The 20,928-nt window shown below is 58.5% G+C and carries 20 protein-coding genes and 1 pseudogene; 15 read left to right on the top strand and 6 right to left on the bottom strand.

Features of this window, described 5'->3' with window-relative positions; genetic code table 11:
- The first annotated feature begins 20 nt into the window (after nucleotides 1-20).
- From D8U82_RS16755 to D8U82_RS16790, 8 genes are all read left to right on the top strand, one after another.
- Entirely contained in the window at nucleotides 21-440 is a 420-nt protein-coding gene (locus D8U82_RS16755; protein WP_110600577.1) for an organic hydroperoxide resistance protein, read from the top strand.
- Between the two features lie 112 nt (nucleotides 441-552).
- Nucleotides 553-1,437, top strand: a complete 885-nt coding sequence (locus D8U82_RS16760) for a DUF692 domain-containing protein (protein ID WP_130902559.1) — start codon at nucleotides 553-555, stop codon at nucleotides 1,435-1,437.
- On the top strand, nucleotides 1,430-2,221 hold the full coding sequence (locus D8U82_RS16765; protein ID WP_130902560.1) for a putative DNA-binding domain-containing protein: 792 nt from the start codon (nucleotides 1,430-1,432) through the stop codon (nucleotides 2,219-2,221). The genes D8U82_RS16760 and D8U82_RS16765 overlap by 8 nt, the downstream gene beginning before the upstream one ends.
- Nucleotides 2,222-2,473: 252 nt before the next feature.
- On the top strand, nucleotides 2,474-2,941 hold the full coding sequence (locus D8U82_RS16770; RefSeq protein ID WP_130902561.1) for a hypothetical protein: 468 nt from the start codon (nucleotides 2,474-2,476) through the stop codon (nucleotides 2,939-2,941).
- Between the two features lie 205 nt (nucleotides 2,942-3,146).
- Entirely contained in the window at nucleotides 3,147-3,362 is a 216-nt protein-coding gene (locus D8U82_RS16775) for a 4-oxalocrotonate tautomerase family protein (RefSeq protein ID WP_130902562.1), read from the top strand.
- On the top strand, nucleotides 3,359-4,015 hold the full coding sequence (locus tag D8U82_RS16780; protein WP_130902563.1) for a DsbA family oxidoreductase: 657 nt from the start codon (nucleotides 3,359-3,361) through the stop codon (nucleotides 4,013-4,015). Before D8U82_RS16775 ends, D8U82_RS16780 begins: the two co-directional genes overlap by 4 nt.
- A gap of 98 nt (nucleotides 4,016-4,113) precedes the next feature.
- On the top strand, nucleotides 4,114-5,142 hold the full coding sequence (locus D8U82_RS16785) for a D-cysteine desulfhydrase family protein (RefSeq protein WP_130902564.1): 1,029 nt from the start codon (nucleotides 4,114-4,116) through the stop codon (nucleotides 5,140-5,142).
- A gap of 84 nt (nucleotides 5,143-5,226) precedes the next feature.
- Nucleotides 5,227-5,856 (top strand): isochorismatase family cysteine hydrolase, encoded by a 630-nt coding sequence (locus tag D8U82_RS16790; RefSeq protein WP_130902565.1) that lies wholly within the window; start codon nucleotides 5,227-5,229, stop codon nucleotides 5,854-5,856.
- A 78-nt stretch (nucleotides 5,857-5,934) separates the two neighbouring features.
- Here the strand turns inward: D8U82_RS16790 and D8U82_RS16795 are convergent, their stop codons facing one another.
- On the bottom strand, nucleotides 5,935-6,756 hold the full coding sequence (locus D8U82_RS16795) for an outer membrane protein OmpK (RefSeq protein ID WP_130902566.1): 822 nt from the start codon (nucleotides 6,754-6,756) through the stop codon (nucleotides 5,935-5,937).
- 666 nt (nucleotides 6,757-7,422) lie between these two features.
- Here D8U82_RS16795 and D8U82_RS16800 point away from each other — a divergent pair.
- The 5 genes from D8U82_RS16800 (at nucleotide 7,423) to D8U82_RS16820 (ending at nucleotide 12,743) form a co-directional block, all read left to right on the top strand.
- Nucleotides 7,423-8,445 (top strand): ABC transporter substrate-binding protein, encoded by a 1,023-nt coding sequence (locus D8U82_RS16800; protein ID WP_130902567.1) that lies wholly within the window; start codon nucleotides 7,423-7,425, stop codon nucleotides 8,443-8,445.
- A 75-nt stretch (nucleotides 8,446-8,520) separates the two neighbouring features.
- Complete coding sequence (locus D8U82_RS16805) at nucleotides 8,521-9,546, top strand: aromatic ring-hydroxylating dioxygenase subunit alpha (RefSeq protein WP_016774747.1); 1,026 nt, start codon at nucleotides 8,521-8,523, stop codon at nucleotides 9,544-9,546.
- A 60-nt stretch (nucleotides 9,547-9,606) separates the two neighbouring features.
- Nucleotides 9,607-10,449, top strand: coding sequence for an ABC transporter ATP-binding protein (locus tag D8U82_RS16810; protein ID WP_130902568.1), 843 nt, complete (start codon nucleotides 9,607-9,609; stop codon nucleotides 10,447-10,449).
- Nucleotides 10,450-10,468: 19 nt separating this feature from the next.
- A complete protein-coding gene (locus D8U82_RS16815) occupies nucleotides 10,469-11,272 on the top strand; it encodes an ABC transporter permease (RefSeq protein WP_130902569.1) in 804 nt (267 codons plus the stop codon).
- 40 nt (nucleotides 11,273-11,312) lie between these two features.
- Nucleotides 11,313-12,743 (top strand): amidohydrolase family protein, encoded by a 1,431-nt coding sequence (locus D8U82_RS16820; RefSeq protein ID WP_130902570.1) that lies wholly within the window; start codon nucleotides 11,313-11,315, stop codon nucleotides 12,741-12,743.
- Nucleotides 12,744-12,897: 154 nt separating this feature from the next.
- Here D8U82_RS16820 and D8U82_RS16825 read toward each other — a convergent pair whose 3' ends face one another.
- Nucleotides 12,898-13,779, bottom strand: a complete 882-nt coding sequence (locus D8U82_RS16825; RefSeq protein WP_130902571.1) for a LysR family transcriptional regulator — start codon at nucleotides 13,777-13,779, stop codon at nucleotides 12,898-12,900.
- Nucleotides 13,780-13,887: 108 nt separating this feature from the next.
- Here D8U82_RS16825 and D8U82_RS16830 point away from each other — a divergent pair, with 108 nt between their 5' ends.
- Nucleotides 13,888-14,907 (top strand): zinc-dependent alcohol dehydrogenase family protein, encoded by a 1,020-nt coding sequence (locus tag D8U82_RS16830; RefSeq protein ID WP_130902572.1) that lies wholly within the window; start codon nucleotides 13,888-13,890, stop codon nucleotides 14,905-14,907.
- 45 nt (nucleotides 14,908-14,952) lie between these two features.
- Nucleotides 14,953-15,093, top strand: a pseudogene (locus D8U82_RS28495) (cysteine hydrolase); the annotation flags it as partial.
- 46 nt (nucleotides 15,094-15,139) lie between these two features.
- On the opposite strand, the gene D8U82_RS16835 reads toward D8U82_RS28495, so the two are convergent.
- From D8U82_RS16835 to D8U82_RS16850, 4 genes are all read right to left on the bottom strand, one after another.
- Nucleotides 15,140-17,035: an amidohydrolase gene (locus D8U82_RS16835; protein ID WP_223631322.1), complete on the bottom strand. Its 1,896-nt coding sequence runs from the start codon at nucleotides 17,033-17,035 to the stop codon at nucleotides 15,140-15,142.
- 300 nt (nucleotides 17,036-17,335) lie between these two features.
- Nucleotides 17,336-18,028 (bottom strand): hydrolase, encoded by a 693-nt coding sequence (locus D8U82_RS16840; RefSeq protein WP_071172469.1) that lies wholly within the window; start codon nucleotides 18,026-18,028, stop codon nucleotides 17,336-17,338.
- A 233-nt stretch (nucleotides 18,029-18,261) separates the two neighbouring features.
- Nucleotides 18,262-18,840, bottom strand: coding sequence for a nuclear transport factor 2 family protein (locus D8U82_RS16845; protein WP_016774755.1), 579 nt, complete (start codon nucleotides 18,838-18,840; stop codon nucleotides 18,262-18,264).
- Between the two features lie 298 nt (nucleotides 18,841-19,138).
- On the bottom strand, nucleotides 19,139-20,851 hold the full coding sequence (locus D8U82_RS16850) for a sigma-54-dependent Fis family transcriptional regulator (protein ID WP_071172470.1): 1,713 nt from the start codon (nucleotides 20,849-20,851) through the stop codon (nucleotides 19,139-19,141).
- Nucleotides 20,852-20,928: the final 77 nt, after the last annotated feature.

The following is a 20,928-nucleotide window of genomic DNA, read 5'->3' on the forward strand; positions in this document are numbered from 1 at the left end:
AGTTAATCAGGAGTTTCATCATGACCCATATTGATAAAGTGCTGTACACCGGCAAAGTCCATACCTCCTCGGGTGGTCGTAATGGAACCGCCCTCAGTGACGACGGCCGACTGGATATAAAACTGTCGTCGCCTGGCACCTCTGGCGCCGGTACCAACCCAGAGCAGTTGTTCGCCGCAGGTTGGTCGGCCTGTTTTATCGGTGCAATGGGACTAGCGGCGAGCAAGCTGAAAGTCACCCTCCCGGTTGACCTCGCCGTCGACGCCGAAGTCGATCTAGGCACAACCGATGGTGCGTATTTCCTCCAGGCTCGCCTCAATGTCTACCTTCCCGGGCTTGATCGAGAAGTCGCTCAAGACCTGATCGAAACCGCACACCAGACATGCCCGTACTCCAAAGCGACGCGGAACAACATCAACGTGGTGATCAACCTCGTTTGAGCAGAACTGTGGCGGGTTTCAATCACCCGATTCACACCTCCCGGCTGCCAGCGGTAACCGTGGAGGTGCTGTGGATCGGGGGTTCCAGACGTCGAATCGGAGTATTGAGCTCATGCAAACGAACACTTCATCACCAACGCATGTAGATCCACAGCTCCCCGTTGAGGCGACCGTCGGGCTGGGATTGCGCCGTGCGCTGCTTAACACGCTTCGTGACGCTCCAGTCGGGGATTTCGATTTTCTGGAGGTTGCTCCAGAGAACTGGATCGGCATCGGCGGCGCTCATGGTGAGGCTTTGCAGTTGCTGGCTGAACGCTATCCGCTGTCATGCCATGGCCTGTCACTGTCGCTGGGTGGCAGTGCGCCGCTGGACGAATCTTTTCTTGAGCAAGTCCGCGGGTTTCTTGATCGCTTCAACGTGCCGTTCTATAGCGAACACCTCAGTTACTGCAGTGACGATGGCCATTTATACGACCTGCTACCGTTGCCATTCACTGAGGAGGCCGTTCATCACGTTGCTGCACGCATCCGTCGTGCACAGGACATTCTCGGTCGTCGTCTTGCTGTAGAAAACGTCTCCTACTACGCCGCTGCTCATCAGGACATGGACGAACTCACTTTTACCAATGCAGTGCTCCGCGAGGCCGATTGCGACCTGTTGCTCGACGTTAACAATGTGTACGTCAACTCAGTGAACCATCGCTTTGATCCAACGGTTTTCCTCGCCGGCCTGGAACCAGAACGCGTAGTCGCCATGCATGTGGCTGGCCATTACGACGAAGCTGACGACCTGATCATCGACACCCATGGCGCCTCGGTCAAACCAGTAGTCTGGTCATTGCTGGGACAGGCTTATGACCTTTTCGGCGTGAAGCCAACCCTGCTGGAGCGCGATTTCAACTTTCCGTCCTACGACGAACTGGTGGCAGAGCTGAACACCATCAGGCGCTTGCAACACGACGCCAATGCTTTGGTGCGGGTGACCGTCGATGGCTGACTCCCCTTCAAGTTTGCACAGTCAGCAGCTCGCGCTGACCCGGTACCTGCGTGACCCGGACAGTTATGCGCCGCCTGCGCAGATGAATCCCGAGAGAGCACAGGTCTATCTCAACTTGGTGTTGAACAATCTGTTGGGGTTGCTGGGTGGGACGTTTCCGGTGCTGGTTGCCGTGCTGGGTGATGACGGTTGGCGTGCACTGGTACGACGTTTTTTGCGTGATTACCGCGCGCAAACACCACGCTTCGGAGAAATTGCTCGTGAGTTTGTAGACTTCGTAGCGAGCCTGGAAGACTCGCCCGGCTTTGAGCATCCCTGGTACCCGTTCTTGCCTGAATTGGCTCATTACGAGTGGGTGGAAATGGCGCTGCAACAGTTGGACGCTGCGCCGTTAAAGGCCAGTGATGCGGCGCATTTACTCGACCGTCCCCTCAGGCTCTCCCCGCTCGTCTGGCCGCTGGCTTACATTTGGGCCGTACATCGTCTCGCGCCAGGCCACTTGCCTTCTGAACCGCCAGAACAACCGACGTTGCTGCTGATCAGCCGTGTGCCAAGTGGCCAAGTGCAATTCTCCCAGGTCAGCCCTCTCGCGTTCCGTTTGTTGCAGCGGATCGAGCAGTTCCCTGACATGGATGGTCGAGCGCAGTTGCACGCTTTGGCTGCGGAGGCTGGTGCATCAGATGTGACCGGCTTCGTTGCTGACGCACTGGTGCTGCTGCGCCAGCTGCATGAGCAAGCTGTCGTCGGCGTAGCCGCGACACCCGCTTTAAAGCTGTTGTCCTGACTGACGAGCAAAGGCTGAGGTCGTTTTTTGTATCTCTATGTACCCAAACGCTAAGTCTTGGGATTGGCTTACAAATGCTCCGCTCGCCGATACATCGCCGATACATGACTCCCGCTAAATAGGCCTACCCGAACAAGGACGCTCTGTCGAAGTGGAAGACGCTTGCGCCTTTCGCCTCGAACTTCCTTGAGGGTCTATCCGCCCTGTGGCATGAACCGCGGCCTCGCCGCGCAAAGCATCTGGAGAAGCACTATGTACCGTAAACCAATGTCGAACAAAACCAGTCTTGGCCTGGCCGCAATTGCTTTAGCCGGTGGCATGAGCCTGGCATCGTCCGCCGCTTTTGCTGTTGAGCCATTGCCCCAAGGCTACCAACTGGCATCGGCCGATAAAACCGGCGAAGGCAAGTGTGGCGAAGGCAAATGCGGGGCCAGCGAAGCCAGCGACAAGTCCGCTACTGCCGAAGGCAAGTGCGGTGAAGGCAAATGTGGCGACGACTCTTTCGCTCGCACAGACACCGACCATGATGGCCTCGTCTCTCTTAAAGAACTGCTGGCTGTAGCACCTCAGGGCGGTGAAGAATTCAAAGCGATGGACACCAACCACGATGGTTTTCTTTCGGAAGGTGAGGTCTACAAGTTCAGAACCAACCAGTACATTTCCAACGGCAAGAAAGTCCCAACCGAGCTATTTACCCGCATGAGCAAATCGCAGAACTGATTCCTCCCGCCGTAGCATTCGCCCTCCCCCGCGCCTGCAGCCAGGGAGGGCGATTTACCTTCTGCAAAGCCCCCAGTTGTATTGATTACATCGCGTTATAAGTGATGTTCTCCGCCCCTGATTTATCCCCTGAACGCAACACTCTAAAGTCCATCCCACTGCTCCCCTCTTCATATCGATGGGGCGCCTACTGGAGACTTATCCCATGCCTTTCATCAGCGTTCGTATCACTCGCGACGGCGTTACCAAAGAACAGAAATCCCAAGTCATCGCCGAGATCACCAAAACCATGCAAACAGTCCTCAACAAGGACCCGCACCTCACCCACATCGTTATTGAAGAGGTCGACACCGACAACTGGGGCTATGCCGGAATTACCACCACCGAGTACCGCCAACAACTGACGGAGTTGAAGAAATGACTTTCCCCGTCAGTATCGACTTTGTGTCGGATGTCGTGTGCCCCTGGTGCGCACTCGGCACCACAGCGCTGGAACAAGCCATCGCCAATGTTGCCGGCGAGGTTGCCGTGGAGCTGACCTTCAAGCCCTTCGAACTGAACCCGGACATGCCGGCCGAGGGCGAGCACGCCATCAAGCACATGATGCGCAAATACGGGCGCAGCGCCGAAGAAGTCGCCTCGCGCAATGAAATGATCGTCGCGCGCGGCAAAGCCATCGGTTTTCAGTTCGACCTGGAAAAGCGCAGCCATTTCTACAACACCTTCGACGCCCATCGCCTTCTGCTCTGGGCCGTGCAGGAAGGCCGCCAGGTCGCGCTGAAGAAAATCCTGATCGAGGCTTATTTCACCAATGGCGAGAACCCCAGCGACCACGAAACACTGGTGCGTCTAGCCGGTGAAGCGGGACTTTATACCACCCGCGCCCGCGAGATTTTGACTAGCGAGGCGTTCGCTCTCGAGGTCCGTGAACTTGAAAGTTTTTACCTTCAGCGCGGGATCAACTCGGTCCCGGCCATGGTGCTGAATGGTCGTCAATTGGTGTCCGGATCGCTATCCGTCAAAGAATACGAACAAATCCTCAGGCAAGTGGCACGAGAGTCCGCCCCGGCCTGACAAAGCGACTTAACTGCAATACCAGTTATTAACCATTTGGCCGGGGCCTTGGTGAAGTGACCGCCCCACTTCCTTTCATCAACGTCAAGTGAACCGTCATGCCTCACGACTTGAATCAACTGGAAACTGCGCTGGCTGCTTACCCCCGAGTGGCGCTGCTGGAAGGCCCGACACCAATTCAGAAGCTGTCCCGCCTGAGCCGGGCAGCCGAGCTGCATGGCTGCAATCTGTACGTCAAACGCGATGACCTGATGGGCCTCGGCGGCGGCGGTAACAAACTGCGCAAACTTGAATTCCTGCTTGGCGAAGCGTTGGCCGAAGGCGCGGACACACTGGTTACCTGGGGCGGTTTTCAATCCAATCACGCCCGGTTGACCGCCGCCGTCGCGGCCCGCCAAGGCTTGGCCTGCGAGCTAATCCTGACCCCGTCGGCGGTGCGCAGCGATGATGATTTTTGTCATAACGGCAACGTATTGCTCGATGACTTGTTTGGCGCAAAGGTTCATCGACTGCCGCCGGGTCTGACGCCGGACAGCTACGCTGGCGAATTGCTCAGCGCGCTCAAAAGCCAAGGCAAAAAACCCTTCCTCATACCATTGGGCGGCTCCAGCCCCAGGGGCAGTCTGGGCTACGCCGCTTGTGCAGGAGAGATCCTCCGCCAGGCGGACGCGCTCGGCGTTCACTTCGAGCGGATCATCATTCCCAATGGCAGCGCCGGAACCCATTCAGGACTGCAAGCAGGTCTGGCACTCGCTCGATCATCAACCGAAGTTATCGGCTACTCGGTGTTGGCCACAGAGGAGCAGGCCATGGCGGCGACCTTGGGCAAAACTCGGGAAACCTTGCAGCTCCTGGACCCGTCCGCAACCCTTGCGGAAAGCGCAATCACTGTGGATGGCAGTCAACGTGGCGACGCCTATGGCGCCCCCACCGAATCGATGCTCGAAGCGGTCCGGCTGCTGGCCGGCGTTGAGGGCTTGCTGACGGATCCGGTCTACGGTGGCAAGGCCTTCGCCGGGTTGCTCGCTGCCGTGCGCCAAGGCGACTACCCGGCAGGAAGCAATCTACTGTTTGTGATGACCGGCGGCTTGCCTGGCCTCTTTGCCTACCGCAGCGCCTTCAACTGACTTGAGCTTTTTCGTCGTCATAAATAACTGATGCCCGGGCGAGCCCACGGCATCGGTCACTCAACTTGCGTGGAGTACATCGTCATGTCGAACGCCTCTTATCCGCTGAACCGCACCGCTTATCTGCTGGTCGATCCGTACAACGATTTTCTCTCGGAAAACGGCAAGGTCTTCCCCTTGATCAAGCCGATTGCCGAACAGGTCGGGCTGCTCGACAACCTGCGAGCCCTCGATCGCGCCGTACGAGCGCAGAACATTCCAGTGGTCATCGTGCCGCACCACCGCTGGGAACACGGCGACTACGAAGGCTGGGACCATCCAACACCGACCCAGTGCAAAATCATGCACATGCACCACTTCGCACGCGGTGAATGGGGCGGCGAATGGCATCCCGATTTCGCGCCGAAGGACGGCGACATTGTCGTGCAGGAACATTGGGGCTCCAGCGGCTTTGCCAATACCGACCTTGATTTTCGCCTGAAGCAGAAAGGCATCACCCACGTGATCATCGTCGGCCTGCTCGCCAACACCTGCATCGAAGCGACCGCCCGCTACGCCTCGGAATTGGGCTACCACGTCACGCTGGTGCGCGATGCGACCGCCGCTTTCCGCGCGGAAATGATGCACGCCGCCCACGAGTTGAACGGGCCGACTTTCGCTCACTCAATCGTCACCACCCAAGAATTGATTGAAGCGCTGGCAGTGCAGGAGTAGCGGCGATGAACACCGATTTCGCCAGTTTGCCGAGGTGGTGCGTCAAGGCCGCTTTTTGCAATTGGCGATCGGCCCCCGTCAAAAATGCACCTTGAGCAAGAGACTCAGCGCATTCTGGTCGGTAGAGAATCCGCTCGTGTCTTCAATCCCGTATTTATTCGACCAGTAATCCCACTCAAGTCCCGCATAAAAACGTTTTTGCTGTTGCCCCAGCGCCTTGCCCACGTCGTATTTGACTTGTGGGTTGAAGTGAAAGCTCCTGGCCACATAGTTGGAGGTGCCTTTGTTGCCGACGTCGTTGACGTACCACTCCAGATAGCCGTCGAAAAGAATGTCGGAGCGACCCACCGGGAGGGTCATGGACCAGGTCGGGTTGATCTGCCATTGACCTGACGCCTTACCGGTGATGCCGTCGGGTTTGCGGTAGTAGGTATTCAGGGAAAAGCGATCGAAGCCTGGAAGCACGAGGTCGACAGCGGGACCCAGCAGGTATTTGCGATTGCGGTTTTCACCGCGCTCGTAGGTGGCAGCGATGAAGACGTCCTTGACGATGCCATAGCTCAGGGAGCGGTCAGTGATTTTGCCCAGCGACAGCCGTGGGGAGAATTCACCGTAGTAGGAATGGCCGTCGGCACCCGAGAGTCCGCTGGACCATTTGTTGTCGACGAACATGAAGATGTCGCCCCACGTCCAACCGCTGGCGTGCTCGAAGCTCAGCGTTTGCTGAGTATCGTCGCCAGTGCCGTCGACTTTGAAATGCTCGCCGTAGAGGTAGCTCAAGCTGTTGTCGTTCCACAACAGAGGGCCAGCTTCGGCGCCGGCGCTGACCAGAGCTAACAGCGGCGCCAGGCTGCGACGCAGCTGTGAAGGTGCAAGTAATGGAATACGCGATGCTTTCATGGGCTGCCCTTGTCAGGTGATTAGCGGATATCACCGGCAAGGCATGCCCGAGCTGCGATCAGACAACTGCTCTGGCCCTCAAATTAACGAGGGGCGACCCTTGCCGGGTGCGCGGCGTAATGCCGCCAGAGCAATGCCCTGCACCTCGGGTCCTGTTGAGAGCCCTCTGTGCTGACCGCTTCTACTCGATTCCGGACTAAGCAGGGGTTGTGCCAACTGAGCGAATACAATCTTCAACCCTCATTCAGCACAATCGATGGGTAAAACTGAATACTTTGCAGCTATCGGTTGCGCACCAGATTGAGGCGCGCTCATTTGAATTCGCACCGTTGCGATTCGCCTGCCCACCTCGTGCTGATTGCCTCGCCCGCCGGATCCCGTGAGGGCGGGCCTGCGACGGCTTGGCACACTTTTGGCTATGACTGCTTTCGAGTAGAAGCGGTCAGTGCCAGCAATGGCACCGGGCATTGCTCTTGCGCCCTCCCATGTGGGCGTACGTCCGATTGGATGCTTGAACGCGGCGCCAGCGCCCCGGGCAAGAGAGAAGTGTCAGCCGTGTAACTACGCATATACGCCCTCTCTCCTTCCCTTGTTCTCTCCAATCGGTCCCTCGCTGGCGTGCCGATTGGCGCGCGGCGGTTTTCGAATCGTTGTGGAGAACACATCATGAAAATTCGCTTTGCCTTGGGTCAACCGCTTCGCTCGCTACTGGCCATGGCGCTTGCGCCCGCCGCTCTGATCGCGTCTCCACTGGCTTTGGCCAATGACAAGGTAGTGCTGCTCACTTCATGGTATGCCCAAGCCGAACAGGGTGGTTTCTACCAGGCCCTGGCGGATGGACTGTATGAAAAAGAAGGCCTGGACGTGACCATCCGCATGGGTGGGCCGCAGGTTAATGGCATGCAGCTGCTGCTCAACAAGCAGGCCGATTTCATCGTCAACTACGACTTGCAGATTCTCAAAAGTGTGGAGCAAGGCCTGCCGGTGGTGGCCGTGGCCGCACCCTTTCAAGGTGATCCTCAGGGTCTGCTGACCCATGCCGATGTGAGCGGCCTGGATGCGTTGCAGAACAAACAGGTGCTGGTGTCCACCTCCGGCCAGCAAACGTGGTGGCCGTGGCTCAAGGAAAAATATCAGCTCAAGGACAGCCAGGCCCGCCCCTACACCTTCAACCTGCAACCCTTCTTCGCGAACGCCAACACCACGCAGCAGGCCTATGCCAGCTCCGAGTTGTTCCAGGCGTTGAAGGCCGGGGAGAAAGCCAACTTCTTCCTGTTTGCCGACGCCGGTTACCCGCCCTACGGCTCGACCCTGGCCACTCGCCAGGATGTGATCGATCAGCATCCTGAGCGAGTCCAGCGCTTTGTTCGCGCCTCGATGGAGGGCTGGAAGCGCTACCTCGACAACCCGAGCGCCAACCACCTGATCAAGGCTGATAACCCGAACATGAGCGATGAATTGCTCGCCTGGGGCTTGTCGACGCTCAAGCAATATCGCCTGGTCACCGGTGGTGATGCCGCCACCCAAGGCATCGGCGTGATGAGCGATGCGCGCTGGCAGGCCACCCGAAACTTCATGGTCGACGCCGGCCTGCTCGGTGCCGATGCGCCTTGGCAGAAGGCCTACACCACGCGCTTCGTCGAGGACTTGAAGGTACTGCCTGGCGCCGAACAGTCCGCCAGCCGCTGAGCCTGATTGCAAGACTGCTGAACCCAGAGCCCGAGCCCAAGAGCCGGCTGAACGAATACCGTGAGGACACTTGTTATGTTGGTCACCAAACAACCTGTATTGCGCCGTTTCTGGTATGCCCTGCTGCCCATGACCGCGCTGGATGCCGGCCCGCAGCCCTTCACTTTACTGGGTGAGGCGCTGGTGCTGTGGAAGCGCCCCGACGGCACCCCGGTGGCCATGCGCGACCGTTGCTGCCACCGCACCGCCAAGCTCTCGAAAGGCTTTGTCAGCGAGGACGGCAACATCGCCTGCGGCTATCACGGCTGGGAATACGACTGCACCGGCACCTGCGTGAAGATCCCGCAAAACCCCGCTGGCATGATTCCGCCGGGCGCCTCGGTCCAGGCCTTTCACTGCCAGGAAAAATACGGCTACGCCTGGGTTGCCCTCGACGATCCTCTGCAACCAATCCCTGAGTTTCCCGAGGATGGCGCCCCGGGCTACCGGCGCATCTTCCAGTTTTATGAAGAGTGGAAAACCAGCCCGCTGCGGGTCATGGAAAACTCCTTTGACAACTCGCATTTTTCCTTCGTCCACAAAGCCAACTTCGGCCTTTTCGACCAGCCCGCGCCGGCCGGCTACGAGTTTCGCGAAACCGACTACGGCTTCGAGGCGGAGACCCGGGTACCGATCCGCAATCCTGAGGAAAGCTATCGCATCACCGGCACTCGCGAGCCGATTACCCAGCGCCACCTGATCAACCGCTATTACCTGCCCTTCTCCCGGCGCTTTGGCTGCATGTACCCGGACAGCGGCATCCATCACATCATCTACAACTGCGCGACACCCATGGAAGACGGGCGACTGATGCTGGTCCAGTGGCTGTACCGCAATGACAGCGAAGAGCAATGCTCGACCCAGGAACTGATCGACTGGGACGCAGCGATCACCGCCGAAGACCGCGACATCCTCGAAGCCACCGATTACGACGCCTGTGTCGATACTCGCCGGCGAGTGGAACTGCACATGCCGTCGGACAAGCCTGGCCTGGTGATTCGCCGGCAATTGCTGGGCCTGCTCGAAGCCCACGGTGAAAGTGAAGTGTTCCTCAGCCATTGAAGTCAGCGCCCCGGTGTGCCGGGGCTTTACCGGACGCTCATGACCCAAGGGGAGAGCGCTATGTTGATGCAAACCATAACTGGGGCCAACGCCCTGCCGCAGGCGTTGCCACGGGGCGACAGCGTCGGCGTGCAAACACCGTTGTTCGCCAATCAGGTGGAAAAAACCTACAGCAACGGCACCCAGGCCTTGAACCGGGTGAAGCTGGCCATTCAGCGCGGCGAGTTCGTTTCATTGCTCGGCCCTTCGGGCTGCGGCAAGAGCACCCTGCTGAAAATGTTCGCCGGCCTCGAAAAGCCCTCCGCCGGCCACGTGCGCTGGTGGGGCAAGGACAGCCCGGCCAGCCCGACCCAAGGGCAAAGCCTGGCGATGGTGTTCCAGGAGGCGACCCTGATGCCTTGGGCGAAGGTCAGCGACAACGTGCGCCTGCCGCTGGATCTGGCCAATGTGCCCAAAACCCAGAGCCAGCCAAAGGTCGACGCCGCCCTTGCCCTTGTCGGCTTGGACCGCTTCAGCCAGGTGTACCCGCGGGAACTGTCCGGCGGCATGCAAATGCGCGCGTCCATCGCCCGGGCCTTGGCCACCGAGCCCAATCTGCTGCTGATGGACGAGCCCTTCGGCGCCCTGGATGAGTTCACCCGCAACAAGCTCGACAGCGACCTGCGTCAGCTGTGGGCTAGCCGCGACCTGACCGTGGTGTTCGTCACTCACAGCATTTTCGAGGCCGTCTACCTGTCATCGCGGGTGGTGGTGATGGGTGCGCGCCCGGGCCGAGTAATCGCCGACATCGAAATCGACGGCCCGTTGGAACGAGACGAGGCCTACCGCACCTCCCCGGCCTTTATCGCGCAGTGCGCACGCCTGTCCCGGCTGCTGGCCGAGGCCAATGGCGATTCTTACTGACTTTATTGAGAGCCCGCTCATGAACCCGTCCTTTACTCCCTGGTTACGTCACCCCTCGGTGTTGCGCATCGTCTCGCCGCTGCTGCTCGGCGCGGTATTGCTGGGTCTGTGGCAATTGGCGTGTGTGGCCTGGAAGGTGCCGGTGTATCTGGTGCCCTCCCCGGTCGATATCGGCCGTACCCTGATCAGCGATGGCCCGATGCTGTTCGGTGCATTGTGGATGACCTTGAAGATCACTTTTTTTTCCTTTGCGCTGGCGGTGCTTATCGGCACCCTGGCGGCGTTTGTGTTTGTGCAGAGCCGCGTGCTGGAAGCCAGCCTGTTTCCCTACGCCATCCTGTTGCAGGTGACGCCGGTGGTGGCCGTGGCACCGCTGATCATCATCTGGTGCAGCAACACCACGCTGGCGTTGATTATTTGCGCGACCCTGGTGGCGATTTTCCCGATCATCGCCAACACCGTACTCGGCTTGCGCAGCGTCAACCCCGGCCTGCTCAATCTGTTCCGCCTGAACCGCGCCAGCCGCTGGCAGGTGCTGTTGCGCCTGCGCATTCCCAGCGCCCTGCCGTGTTTTTTTGCCGGGCTGCGCATTGCCAGCGGGCTGGCGTTGATCGGCGCGGTGGTGGCGGAGTTCGTTGCCGGCACCGGGGGCACCGGTGCAGGGCTGGCGTATCAGATCCTCCAGGCCGGCTTTCAACTGAATATTCCAAGGCTGTTCGCTGCTCTGCTGCTGATCGCCTTGACCGGTGTCGCGTTATTCAGCCTGATGGCCGTGCTGGCTCGGTTGAGCCTGCGCAACTGGCATGAAAGCGAACTCGGCTGACCCTTTGAATCCGCCGCAGATGCGGCGTATGGAGCCTCACATGAAGATTCAAAATAGCTGGCTGGTACATAACGCCAGCGCCATCCTCACCGGCTTGTCCGGTGCGGCGGCGCGCCACGCCGGGCCTGATATCCGTATCGTCGACGGCCGCATCAGCGCCATCGGCGCCCTGCAACCCCAGCCCGGCGAGCGAGTGCTGGATGCCACCGATTGCGTGGTCTACCCGGCGTGGGTCAATACCCACCATCACCTGTTTCAGTCGCTGCTCAAAGGCATTCCCGCAGGTATCGACCAGAGTCTGGGAGCCTGGCTGGGTGCCGTGCCCTATCGCTATCGCGGCGCGTTTGACGAGCACAGCTTTCGCCTCGCCGCGCGCATTGGCCTGGTCGAATTGGCACGATCCGGCTGCGCCACCGTCGCAGACCATCATTACCTGTACTTGCCGGGCATGGACTTTGACAGTGCCGAGGTGCTGTTCGAGGAAGCCGAACGGCTGGGGCTGCGGTTTGTCCTCTGCCGTGGCGGCGCCACGCAAGCACGGCAAGCCGAAGGCAAGTCCATGGCCGGGCCGGAGACCCTGGAGCAATACCTGGACGACGTCGAGCGTCTGGTGCGGCGCTACCACGACCCGGCCGCCGATGCCTGGCGGCGGGTGGTGATGGCGCCTACCAGCCCGCCCTACTCCATGCCTGCCGAACACCTGCGCGAAACCGCCCGGGTCGCACGGCGACTGGGCATTCGCCTGCACAGCCATCTGAGCGAAACCGTCGAATATCAAAATGAGGTGCAGCAACGCCACGGCATGTCGCCAGTGGCGTTCTGTGCCGAGCACGAGTGGCTGGGGCCGGACGTGTGGTTCGCGCATTTGGTGAAACTCGACGCCGAGGAAATCCGCATGCTCGGGGCCAGCGGTACGGGCATTGCGCATTGCCCGCAAAGCAATGGCCGCCTGGGCAGTGGCATTGCCGATGTGGTGGCCATGGAGGCTGCGGGAATGCCGGTGTCGATTGGCGTGGATGGCGCCGCCTCCAACGAGGCCTGCGACATGATCAGCGAAACCCACGCCGCCTGGCTGATGCAACGGGCCAGACTTGGCGAACGGGCCCGCCCGCGTTATGCCGGCGGTGACGAGGAAGGCGGTGCCAGCGCGGCCACGGTGGAAGACGTGGTGCGCTGGGGTACGTCTGGCGGGGCTCGGGTGCTGGGGCTGGACGCCGTGGGCAGCGTGCAAGTGGGCATGGCGGCCGACCTGGCGATCTACCGGCTGGACCAGCCGCGATACTTCGGCCTGCATGACCCGGCGATCGGGCCGGTGGTGGGCGGAGGACGCCCGACCTTGCGCGCCTTGCTGGTCGGTGGCCGGTTGACCGTACACGACGACCAATTGCCTGACTTCGACCTGGCCGAACTCGGCGCCCAGGCCCGGGACGCGGTGCGGCGGTTGCAGCAGGCCGCAGGCGTACGCTCATGAGCTGATCTCCCCGGCACGTGCTGCCGTGCCAATACTCGGCCGCATCAAATGTCTGGTAGATGGAAAACTACGGCAGTCATCGACTTGGGACTGTCACCAGACAGTTTCAGGGTCCCGGAGAAGAAAGCAGCGGACGGCGTATCACAAGGCGCTGCTACAACAATTGCTCGCGTAAAAAATCGATGAACGCCATCGTCCGCGCTGAACGTCGTCGCTCGCGGCTGAGTACGGCGCTGACAGGCAGCGCGCTGGTCTGATAGTTGTCGAGTACGGTACTCACCCTGCCCTGCTCGACGTCAGCTGTGAACAGCCATTGCGGTGAGAGGGAAATACCCAGGCCGGAGAGCACCATTTCGCGGATGGCCTCGCTGCTGTTGCTGGTGACGTTGCCCTGAATACCTACATCGAACGCCTGGCCGAGGTGCGTAAAGTGCCAACGGTCGTAATGCTCCAGCAACGTGAAGCCGATGCAGTTGTGACCTGACAGTTCGCTGGGCTCACGTGGCACGCCGTGTAGATCAAGATAACCGGGCGCCGCATAGACACGCCGTGGGCTATTGCCCAGTGGTAGTGCCACCAATCCCTCGCTCTTCACTACGCCAATGCGGATCGCCAGATCGATGTTTTCCTTGAGCAGGTCTTCATTGTGGTCACTCAGCCGCAGGTCAATCCGAACGTCAGGATGGCGTTGCAGGAAAATCCCTATGAGCGGTGCGATGCATAACCTTCCATAACTGACCGGGGCGGCGACTCGTAAAGGGCCGGCAATCTGCTCCTGGCCACTGGTGAAGCTTCGCGTGGCAGTTTCGACGTGGCCGAGGATTTCCTGGCAGTGGTCGTAGAAGCGTTGACCTTGGTCGGTCAGGGCCAGGTGCCGAGTGCTGCGTGCGAACAGTGGCCCACCCAGATATTGCTCCAGCGCGCGCACTTGCTTACTCACCGCCGGCTGCCCCATGTTCAGTTCACGGGCGACCGCCGAGAAGGACCCGCGCTCCACGACGCGGACAAAGACATGCATGCTGTCGAACAGATCCATCGACGATTGGTTCTCTTTGCGGAATAAGTCATATGCAAATTGGGTTTCTTATCGGAATGATTAAAGCGCGGCAATCTGTAAGCGTCCATCCCAACACAGGTTCCCGCCATGAAACATTCCATGCTTGCCGCCATCGCCGAGTCCGCTCAATCCCCTCTGGCCATCCGTCACATCGATCGCCCTGTTGCCGGTAAGGGGCAAGTCCTGGTCAAGGTTCACGCCGCAGGGGTCAATCCGCTCGATACCAAAATTGCCGCCGGCGCAGGGGCTCACGCCCGCCAAACGCTGCCGGCCGTGCTCGGCCTTGATCTTGCCGGTACGGTGGTCGAAACGGGCGAAGCGGTCGACGGGTTCACCCCGGGCCAGGAAGTCTTCGGCATGCCCGGCGGGATCGGCGGTGCCCAAGGCACCATGGCCGAGTACATTGCCGTGGATGCCCGCCTGATCGCGGTCAAGCCACACACCCTCAGCATGCGTGAGGCGGCTGCATTGCCTTTGGTATTCATCACCGCGTGGGAAGGTCTGGTCGATCACGCCAATGTCCGCTCTGGTCAGCGTGTCCTGATTCATGGGGGCGCGGGTGGGGTCGGCCAAGTGGCTGTGCAACTGGCCAAGGCACGCGGTGCCGATGTCTACGCCACCGGTTCGGCGGGCAGTCTCGACTTCATACGCTCGCTGGGGGCTACAGCGATCGACTATCAGGCACAGAGCGTTGAGGATTATGTCGAGCACTACACCGCCGGTGAAGGGTTCGACATTGTCTACGACACCGTCGGCGGCAGCACGCTGGATGCATCATTCAAAGCCGTGAAAGCCTATACCGGGCACGTGCTGAGCTGCCTGGGCTGGGGCCAGCACAGCCTGGCACCGTTGTCGTTCAAAAGTGCCACCTACTCGGGCGTCTTCACCCTGGCGCCACTGCTCACCGGCAAAGGACGCGAACACCACGGCGCTATCCTGCGCGAGGCCGCTGCGCTGGCCAATGCGGGTCAACTGACAATCCGCGTGGATCAACAGCACTTTGCGCCGCAAGACGTCAACGAGGCATTTCGCCAAGTCGCCGAAGGCCGCGGCAAGGGCAAGGGCAAGGGCAAGGGCAAGACGGTGATCGAGTTTGTGGCTGCATAGTTCCTTGTAATCTCTTTAGAGCGCACTCGGCCAAAAGCGTGCGCAATGGTCCGCAACGTCCTCGCCGCCATTCTCCCAGCCAAAAGCGTCAAACACGTAGCACCCCACGAGTTGAACGGGCCGACCTTCGCTCATTCAATCGTGACCACCCAAGAATTGATTGACGCGCTGGCAGTGCAGGAGTAATGGCCGATGACCCTCATAGGATAGCTGATCGATCACCGGCCCATTTCTACACGGCCCAACAGGAGCAGCCCAAGGCACCAAAAAAACTTCGGGGGTCCGATACTGGAGCATTGGATCCCCATGCACCGGCATGATCGTGACCGTGCAGGCCGCAAAAGCTTGCGCAGCCGCACGAGGCCGCGACTTGGGCGCGCAGCGGAGCCAGCGAGTTTCTGCCTGCTCCGTCTGGGTCTCCCCAAGCGCCATAACCTTTAAAGGTACGCGTCGGCGACCAGTCAGGCATGGCGGGCGGTAGCGGGTTGTCGTCAAACCTGGCGAATTGGCCGGCCCCGTAAACCACGCGCCCGCCAACCACGGTCATATCGGCGGTAAGAAATGAAATCTCGTCTTCAGGCACAGAGAAGTAGTCCTTACTTGGCACAATCAGGTCAGCAAAGTGACCGGTCTGGATGCGACCACGTTTGCCCTCTTCGTTAGAAAACCAGGCGACATTCTCTGTCCACATCCGCAACGCCGCTTCGCGATCAAGCAGGTTTCGTTGAGGGTACAGATTCAGACCGCCCACCGTTTTACCGGTTACCATCCAGGATAGCGAAACCCAGGGGTTGTAGGAGGCAACCCGGGTGGCATCGGTGCCTGCAGACACTTTCACCCCTTTTTCCAGTATGCGCGCTACGGGCGGGGTCGCTTGCGCCGCACGGGCGCCGTAGCGCTCGACGAAGTACTCCCCCTGATAAGCCATACGATGTTGTACAGCGATGCCACCGCCGAGCGCGGCGATACGGTCGATCGATTTGTCCGAGATGGTTTCGGCATGATCAAAGAACCAATTGATGCCAGCGAGGGGGATGTCCTCGTTGACCTTCTCAAATACATCCAGCGCTCGGGTAATGGTTTCGTCGTAGGTGGCATGCAACCGCCACGGCCATCGGTTCTCTGCGAGGATGCGCACAACTTCCTCCAGTTCTCCCTCCATCTCGGGCTGCAGGTCCGGTCGCGGCTGGCGAAAATCTTCGAAGTCGGCAGCGGAAAACACCAACATTTCGCCCGCGCCGTTGTGACGGAAGTAGTCGTTTCCTTGCTTGTACTTAACGCTGGAGGTCCACTTGAGGAAGTCCTCCTTCTCTTCCTTGGGTTTCTGAGTGAACAGGTTGTAAGCCAACCTGACCGTCATTTGCCCATCGTTGTCCAACTTCTGGATCACTGCGTAATCGTCGGGATAGTTTTGGAAACCGCCGCCCGCATCAATAACCCCTGTCACACCCAAGCGATTGAGCTCGCGCATGAAATGGCGAGTGGAGTTGACCTGATAGTCGAAGGGCAACTTCGGTCCCTTGGCCAACGTGGCGTAAAGGATCGTCGCGTTGGGCGTGGCCAACAGCAGGCCCGTAGGCGCACCATTGGCATCGCGGTAAATTTTCCCGCCTGGTGGCTCGGGGGTATCTCGGGTGTAGCCGACCGCGCGCAAGGCCGCACCATTGAGCAAGGCCCGGTCATAGAGATGCAGAAGAAATACAGGTGTATCGGGCGCGATCGCATTGATCTCGGCTATGGTTGGCAAACGCTTTTCAGCGAACTGGTGTTCAGTGAAGCCACCTACCACGCGAACCCACTGCGGTGCTGGTGTGTTAGCCACTTGGCGCTTGAGCATGTCCATGGCGTCAGCCAGTGAACGCACACCGTCCCAGCGCAATTCCAGATTGTAGTTAAGGCCGCCGCGGACCATGTGGGTATGGTTATCGACTAAGCCAGGGAGCACACAACGGCGCTTGAGGTCGACAACTTTTGTGGCTGAGCCAGCCAGCGCCAGGACTTCCTGGTCTGACCCTACAGCCAGAAACTTGCCGTCTTTGATTGCAACGGCGTGGGCGACTGGGTTGGCGCGATCCAGTGTAGTGATCTCGCCATTGTGGAAAATGATGTCCGGAATGGAATCGGTCATATTCGGCCCTTCCCTACTTAGAGTTTCGGAAAAAGCGCTGCGTCCAAAGACACCCCCTAACGCTAAGGTGGAGGCGGCCTGGAGAAGTTTTCGGCGCGATGTCATAGGTAGAGGCCTCACAGATATAAAGCCCGTTTCCAGGGCCTTCAGGGAATAGCGAACCTTGAGAACCGGTTACTCACGTCTGACTGGACGTTTTAGACTGCATACATCCTCATGCTCCACCTCGTGTTTTGGACAATAACGCCGATGGGTGGAGCTATCGCGTCAGCGCTGCGCGACAGCTCTTGCATAACGGATTTATTTAGCAGGGTTTGGACCGATGTGCTCGCCGTGTTGCACCCGCTCAGGCGCCTTATGCACCATGGTGTAGGCATAATCCACACCCATCCCGTAGGCGCCGGAATGTTCCTGCACGATCCCCATCACGGCTTCATAGGTCTCCTTGCGCGCCCAATCCCGCTGCCATTCGAGCAGCACCTGCTGCCAGGTAACCGGTACGATACCGGCCTGAATCATGCGGTCCATGGCGTAGTTGTGCGCGTCGATCGAGGTGCCACCCGAGGCGTCGGCAACCATATAGATTTCATAGTCTGTATCGCGCAGGCAGGACAGTGCGAAGGTCGTGTTGCAGACCTCGGTCCACAGGCCGGATACGACGATCTTCTTACGGCCGGCAATGGCGGACTCTGCCAGGGCATCACGAACGTTTTGGTCATCCCAGGAGTTCATTGAAGTACGTTCGAGGATTTTGTTCTGCGGATATACCGCTAGCAACTCAGGGTATGTATTGCCAGAGAAACCCTCGGTTTCCACAGTCGTGATGGTGGTAGGTATGCCGAACGCTTTGGCAGCCTTGGCCAACCCCACGACATTATTTTTCAGCACCTGCCGATCTATCGACTGCACACCAAAGGCCATTTGGGGCTGGTGGTCGATGAAAATCACTTGGCTGTTTTGCGGGGTCAGTATTTCTAAGTACTTGTTGGACATGGCGCATTTCCTTTGGTAAGTAGAGCAATACGAAAGCGGCGTTATGCGTGGCTGCGCAAGCAGAACGCTACCCGTCCTGGTAGGGTTAAAAGCCACTTTCCGGACGAGTTCAGGGGTGCCGAAAAGCCCCGTGAATTTACGAATGCAGCATTGTTCAGCCGCGTTCGCGGGGTTCAGTTAAATGCCCGAAAAACGCTTGCCAAGCTGCTTTTGCAAGTGCACATCATCTGCGGCTAATTCGCTCCCACCTTGAAGGGAAGTGCATCTTTGGATGTCTTCACGGTCCATGAACCGGACTGCCGGAACGAACTGGCAGACGCGTAGGTATCTTCCATGAACTGGAAATAGGTCATCTTTCCATCCTGAACTTTCGCATGGATGGAAAACGGTGATGTGAACAGATGTCCGACCGCCACGGAGCGGTAGGTGAACTTACCGAAAATCGCGACATCTTCGCCGGAAGCGATTTTGGTAGTAATCGTAAAGTCTTCGATTTTCCAGTAGTTTGAGACCTGCAAAAACAAAGAGCTAAAGGCTTTGGGACCTTTGTTTGTGCCGGTCCACGGCATGATTTTTCTGAGTTCTGGATTGTCAAAGTTTAGAGAAACATAGGTGGCGTCTGGAGCTGCCAACCTCATTGCCGCGGCTTCGACTTTGTCGGGTGCGGTATTGGCCAGGAATTCCACGACAACCGCTAGTGAAGCAGCAGATTGCGCTTCAGTAGCTGACTGCGCCGACGCTGGAGTGATTGTTACTAACCATGAGGCGAGCGCCATTGCTGCAGTGATCAATTTGATGCTTCGAGTATTCATGAACTCTCCATTTATGAGTACGATTTTGCGATTCGCGGTCATCCAACCCATGTTGCAAATTGCTACGCGTCGAAAAGCGACAATTGGTACTGGAGCAAGGGCTATGCCAATTTTATAAAACTTATATAAATCGATATTTATCAATGACATATAACTTAATGTGATGTCGCGAGTATCGGGCTCGGAGTTTATCGAAGGGCTTGTTTGATCATTTGATGAAGTCTCGGCGAGGTTTTGTTGATTTGATCAATCCAGCTCAAGCGTGGTCCACGGTGAACCGCCAGGCGGCCACGCAAAGTCACTCAAGACTCTCGTCATGCAACAAGCCGCTTTTCTTCAGGCGATAGGCCAGTGCCGGCCGGGTCAAGCCGAGCATGCGAGCGGCTTGCGAGACGTTTTGGTGTGAAAGCTCCATGGCGCGGCGCATCAGCCGTTCTTCCACAGCATCCAGGCTGATGTTTTTATCAAAGATCTGCGTAACCCAATCGGGACAAGGTTCTTCACCGCCAGCCTGAACTAACGCGCCATCAGAGTTGAGACGATCACCGTGCGAATCGTCTGTTTTTGGGAAGACTGCAAAGAGTGCATCCTGGCCTATGGTCTCGTTGCTGTCGGTCAGGATGACGCCACGCTCAATCGTATTTTCCAATTCGCGAATATTCCCCGGCCAGGCGTAGCGGCGACACAATTCAAGAGCTTTGTCTGATAAACCCAGCGTTCGCTTGTGATATTGCAAGTGAAATTTGCTTATAAAGTGCTCGGCCAGCAGTGGCAGATCTTCAAGCCGCTCGCGCAGTGGGGGAATCTGCACCGGAAACACATTCAAGCGGTAATAAAGATCGGCGCGAAACCGGCCCGCTTCGACGGCGTCGGCGAGGCTTTCATTGGTAGCAGCGATGACTCGCACGTTGATCTTGCGGGTTCGGGAATCGCCTACCCGTTCCAGTTCACCCTCTTGCAGTACCCGAAGTAATGTCGCCTGCGCTCTGGGCGTCAGCTCCACCACCTCGTCTAGAAAAATCGTCCCTCCGTTGGCCCGTTCAAAGCGTCCTGGGCGGGTTTGATTGGCGCCGGTAAAAGCGCCTTTCTCAACACCAAACAATTCGGCTTCAATCAGGTCCTGAGGAATGGCAGCGCAGTTCACTGCGACAAACGCTTGCTCGGCGCGATCACTGCGCAGATGCACGCTCCGTGCGATGACCTCCTTGCCGACGCCAGTTTCTCCGAGCAGCAGGACGGAAATTTTTCCTTTGGCAGCCTTGTCGATCATCTTGCATACCTTCAAATAGGCAGGCGAGCGCCCTACTCCGTAGAATTGAGCTTCCTGCTTCTCCAGGCTTCTACGCAGAGAGCTGATCTGTGATTGCAGTTCATACAGCTCCTCGATGATTGGGTCGGCTTGAAAGTACTGTCTGAATTCTGCGGCGTTCTCCCATTCCTCGGCAGGTTTACCAATAATGATGCAGCGCTCATCCCCGCATCCGCGACAGGTCGTTTCTTGGATGATGATTTCGCGTTTCATGAATGAAGAACTGTACGCACAGGCGTAGCCCAACAAAGACCAACAGACTGGTTCCTCCATCAGGCCGACTTCAGTCAGGCAAGTCTCGACCTCAAAGGAGTCAATCCATTCGAGCTCGCAATAAAAATGGCCGCTCTCCTGATCCAGCTCTAACTGAATGGGTTTCGCATTGACCATACCTTTGAGGGAATGCAGTTGCGGGCCGACCAGAAACATCTGCAACTGCGGACTGTCTGGTCTGAGCTTGCGGGCCATTTCCGCATCCTTGAGTCCAGACTGGTAGCCAAGGCGCAAGAAGAACCCCTTGGCGCGGTCGACGCCGAGGCTATTGATGAGTTCACGGCGAAAATTAGCCATCGCCGATACCTGCATCAACAACATGCGCTGCTCGCCAAACCAGATCTTGCCTTCCGTGCTTTGAAAACGAACCTGGTCGCTCAGGTCGTGAAAGCCGGAATAGTGGAGCTCAGGGTTGTAACTGACAGCCATTGAGAGAGACCTCGATTATTGTTTTGAGCGGTCTTGATCAAGCTGTGGCGCCGAGTGAAAGCACCGAAACAATCGAT

Source organism: Pseudomonas sp. Sample_23, assembly GCF_004307595.1.
Taxonomy (GTDB): domain Bacteria; phylum Pseudomonadota; class Gammaproteobacteria; order Pseudomonadales; family Pseudomonadaceae; genus Aquipseudomonas; species Aquipseudomonas atacamensis.

What these genes read in the sequence shown, in the direction of transcription:
- D8U82_RS16835 (WP_223631322.1), bottom strand. Translation starts at nt 17,035, where the DNA reads ATGACCGATTCCATTCCGGACATCATTTTCCACAATGGCGAGATCACT.
- D8U82_RS16790 (WP_130902565.1), top strand. Translation starts at nt 5,227, where the DNA reads ATGTCGAACGCCTCTTATCCGCTGAACCGCACCGCTTATCTGCTGGTC.
- D8U82_RS16815 (WP_130902569.1), top strand. Translation starts at nt 10,469, where the DNA reads ATGAACCCGTCCTTTACTCCCTGGTTACGTCACCCCTCGGTGTTGCGC.
- D8U82_RS16845 (WP_016774755.1), bottom strand. Translation starts at nt 18,840, where the DNA reads ATGAATACTCGAAGCATCAAATTGATCACTGCAGCAATGGCGCTCGCC.
- D8U82_RS16785 (WP_130902564.1), top strand. Translation starts at nt 4,114, where the DNA reads ATGCCTCACGACTTGAATCAACTGGAAACTGCGCTGGCTGCTTACCCC.
- D8U82_RS16840 (WP_071172469.1), bottom strand. Translation starts at nt 18,028, where the DNA reads ATGTCCAACAAGTACTTAGAAATACTGACCCCGCAAAACAGCCAAGTG.
- D8U82_RS16765 (WP_130902560.1), top strand. Translation starts at nt 1,430, where the DNA reads ATGGCTGACTCCCCTTCAAGTTTGCACAGTCAGCAGCTCGCGCTGACC.
- D8U82_RS16830 (WP_130902572.1), top strand. Translation starts at nt 13,888, where the DNA reads ATGAAACATTCCATGCTTGCCGCCATCGCCGAGTCCGCTCAATCCCCT.
- D8U82_RS16770 (WP_130902561.1), top strand. Translation starts at nt 2,474, where the DNA reads ATGTACCGTAAACCAATGTCGAACAAAACCAGTCTTGGCCTGGCCGCA.
- D8U82_RS16775 (WP_130902562.1), top strand. Translation starts at nt 3,147, where the DNA reads ATGCCTTTCATCAGCGTTCGTATCACTCGCGACGGCGTTACCAAAGAA.
- D8U82_RS16810 (WP_130902568.1), top strand. Translation starts at nt 9,607, where the DNA reads ATGTTGATGCAAACCATAACTGGGGCCAACGCCCTGCCGCAGGCGTTG.
- D8U82_RS16755 (WP_110600577.1), top strand. Translation starts at nt 21, where the DNA reads ATGACCCATATTGATAAAGTGCTGTACACCGGCAAAGTCCATACCTCC.
- D8U82_RS16760 (WP_130902559.1), top strand. Translation starts at nt 553, where the DNA reads ATGCAAACGAACACTTCATCACCAACGCATGTAGATCCACAGCTCCCC.
- D8U82_RS16795 (WP_130902566.1), bottom strand. Translation starts at nt 6,756, where the DNA reads ATGAAAGCATCGCGTATTCCATTACTTGCACCTTCACAGCTGCGTCGC.
- D8U82_RS16820 (WP_130902570.1), top strand. Translation starts at nt 11,313, where the DNA reads ATGAAGATTCAAAATAGCTGGCTGGTACATAACGCCAGCGCCATCCTC.
- D8U82_RS16780 (WP_130902563.1), top strand. Translation starts at nt 3,359, where the DNA reads ATGACTTTCCCCGTCAGTATCGACTTTGTGTCGGATGTCGTGTGCCCC.
- D8U82_RS16800 (WP_130902567.1), top strand. Translation starts at nt 7,423, where the DNA reads ATGAAAATTCGCTTTGCCTTGGGTCAACCGCTTCGCTCGCTACTGGCC.
- D8U82_RS16850 (WP_071172470.1), bottom strand. Translation starts at nt 20,851, where the DNA reads ATGGCTGTCAGTTACAACCCTGAGCTCCACTATTCCGGCTTTCACGAC.
- D8U82_RS16825 (WP_130902571.1), bottom strand. Translation starts at nt 13,779, where the DNA reads ATGGATCTGTTCGACAGCATGCATGTCTTTGTCCGCGTCGTGGAGCGC.
- D8U82_RS16805 (WP_016774747.1), top strand. Translation starts at nt 8,521, where the DNA reads ATGTTGGTCACCAAACAACCTGTATTGCGCCGTTTCTGGTATGCCCTG.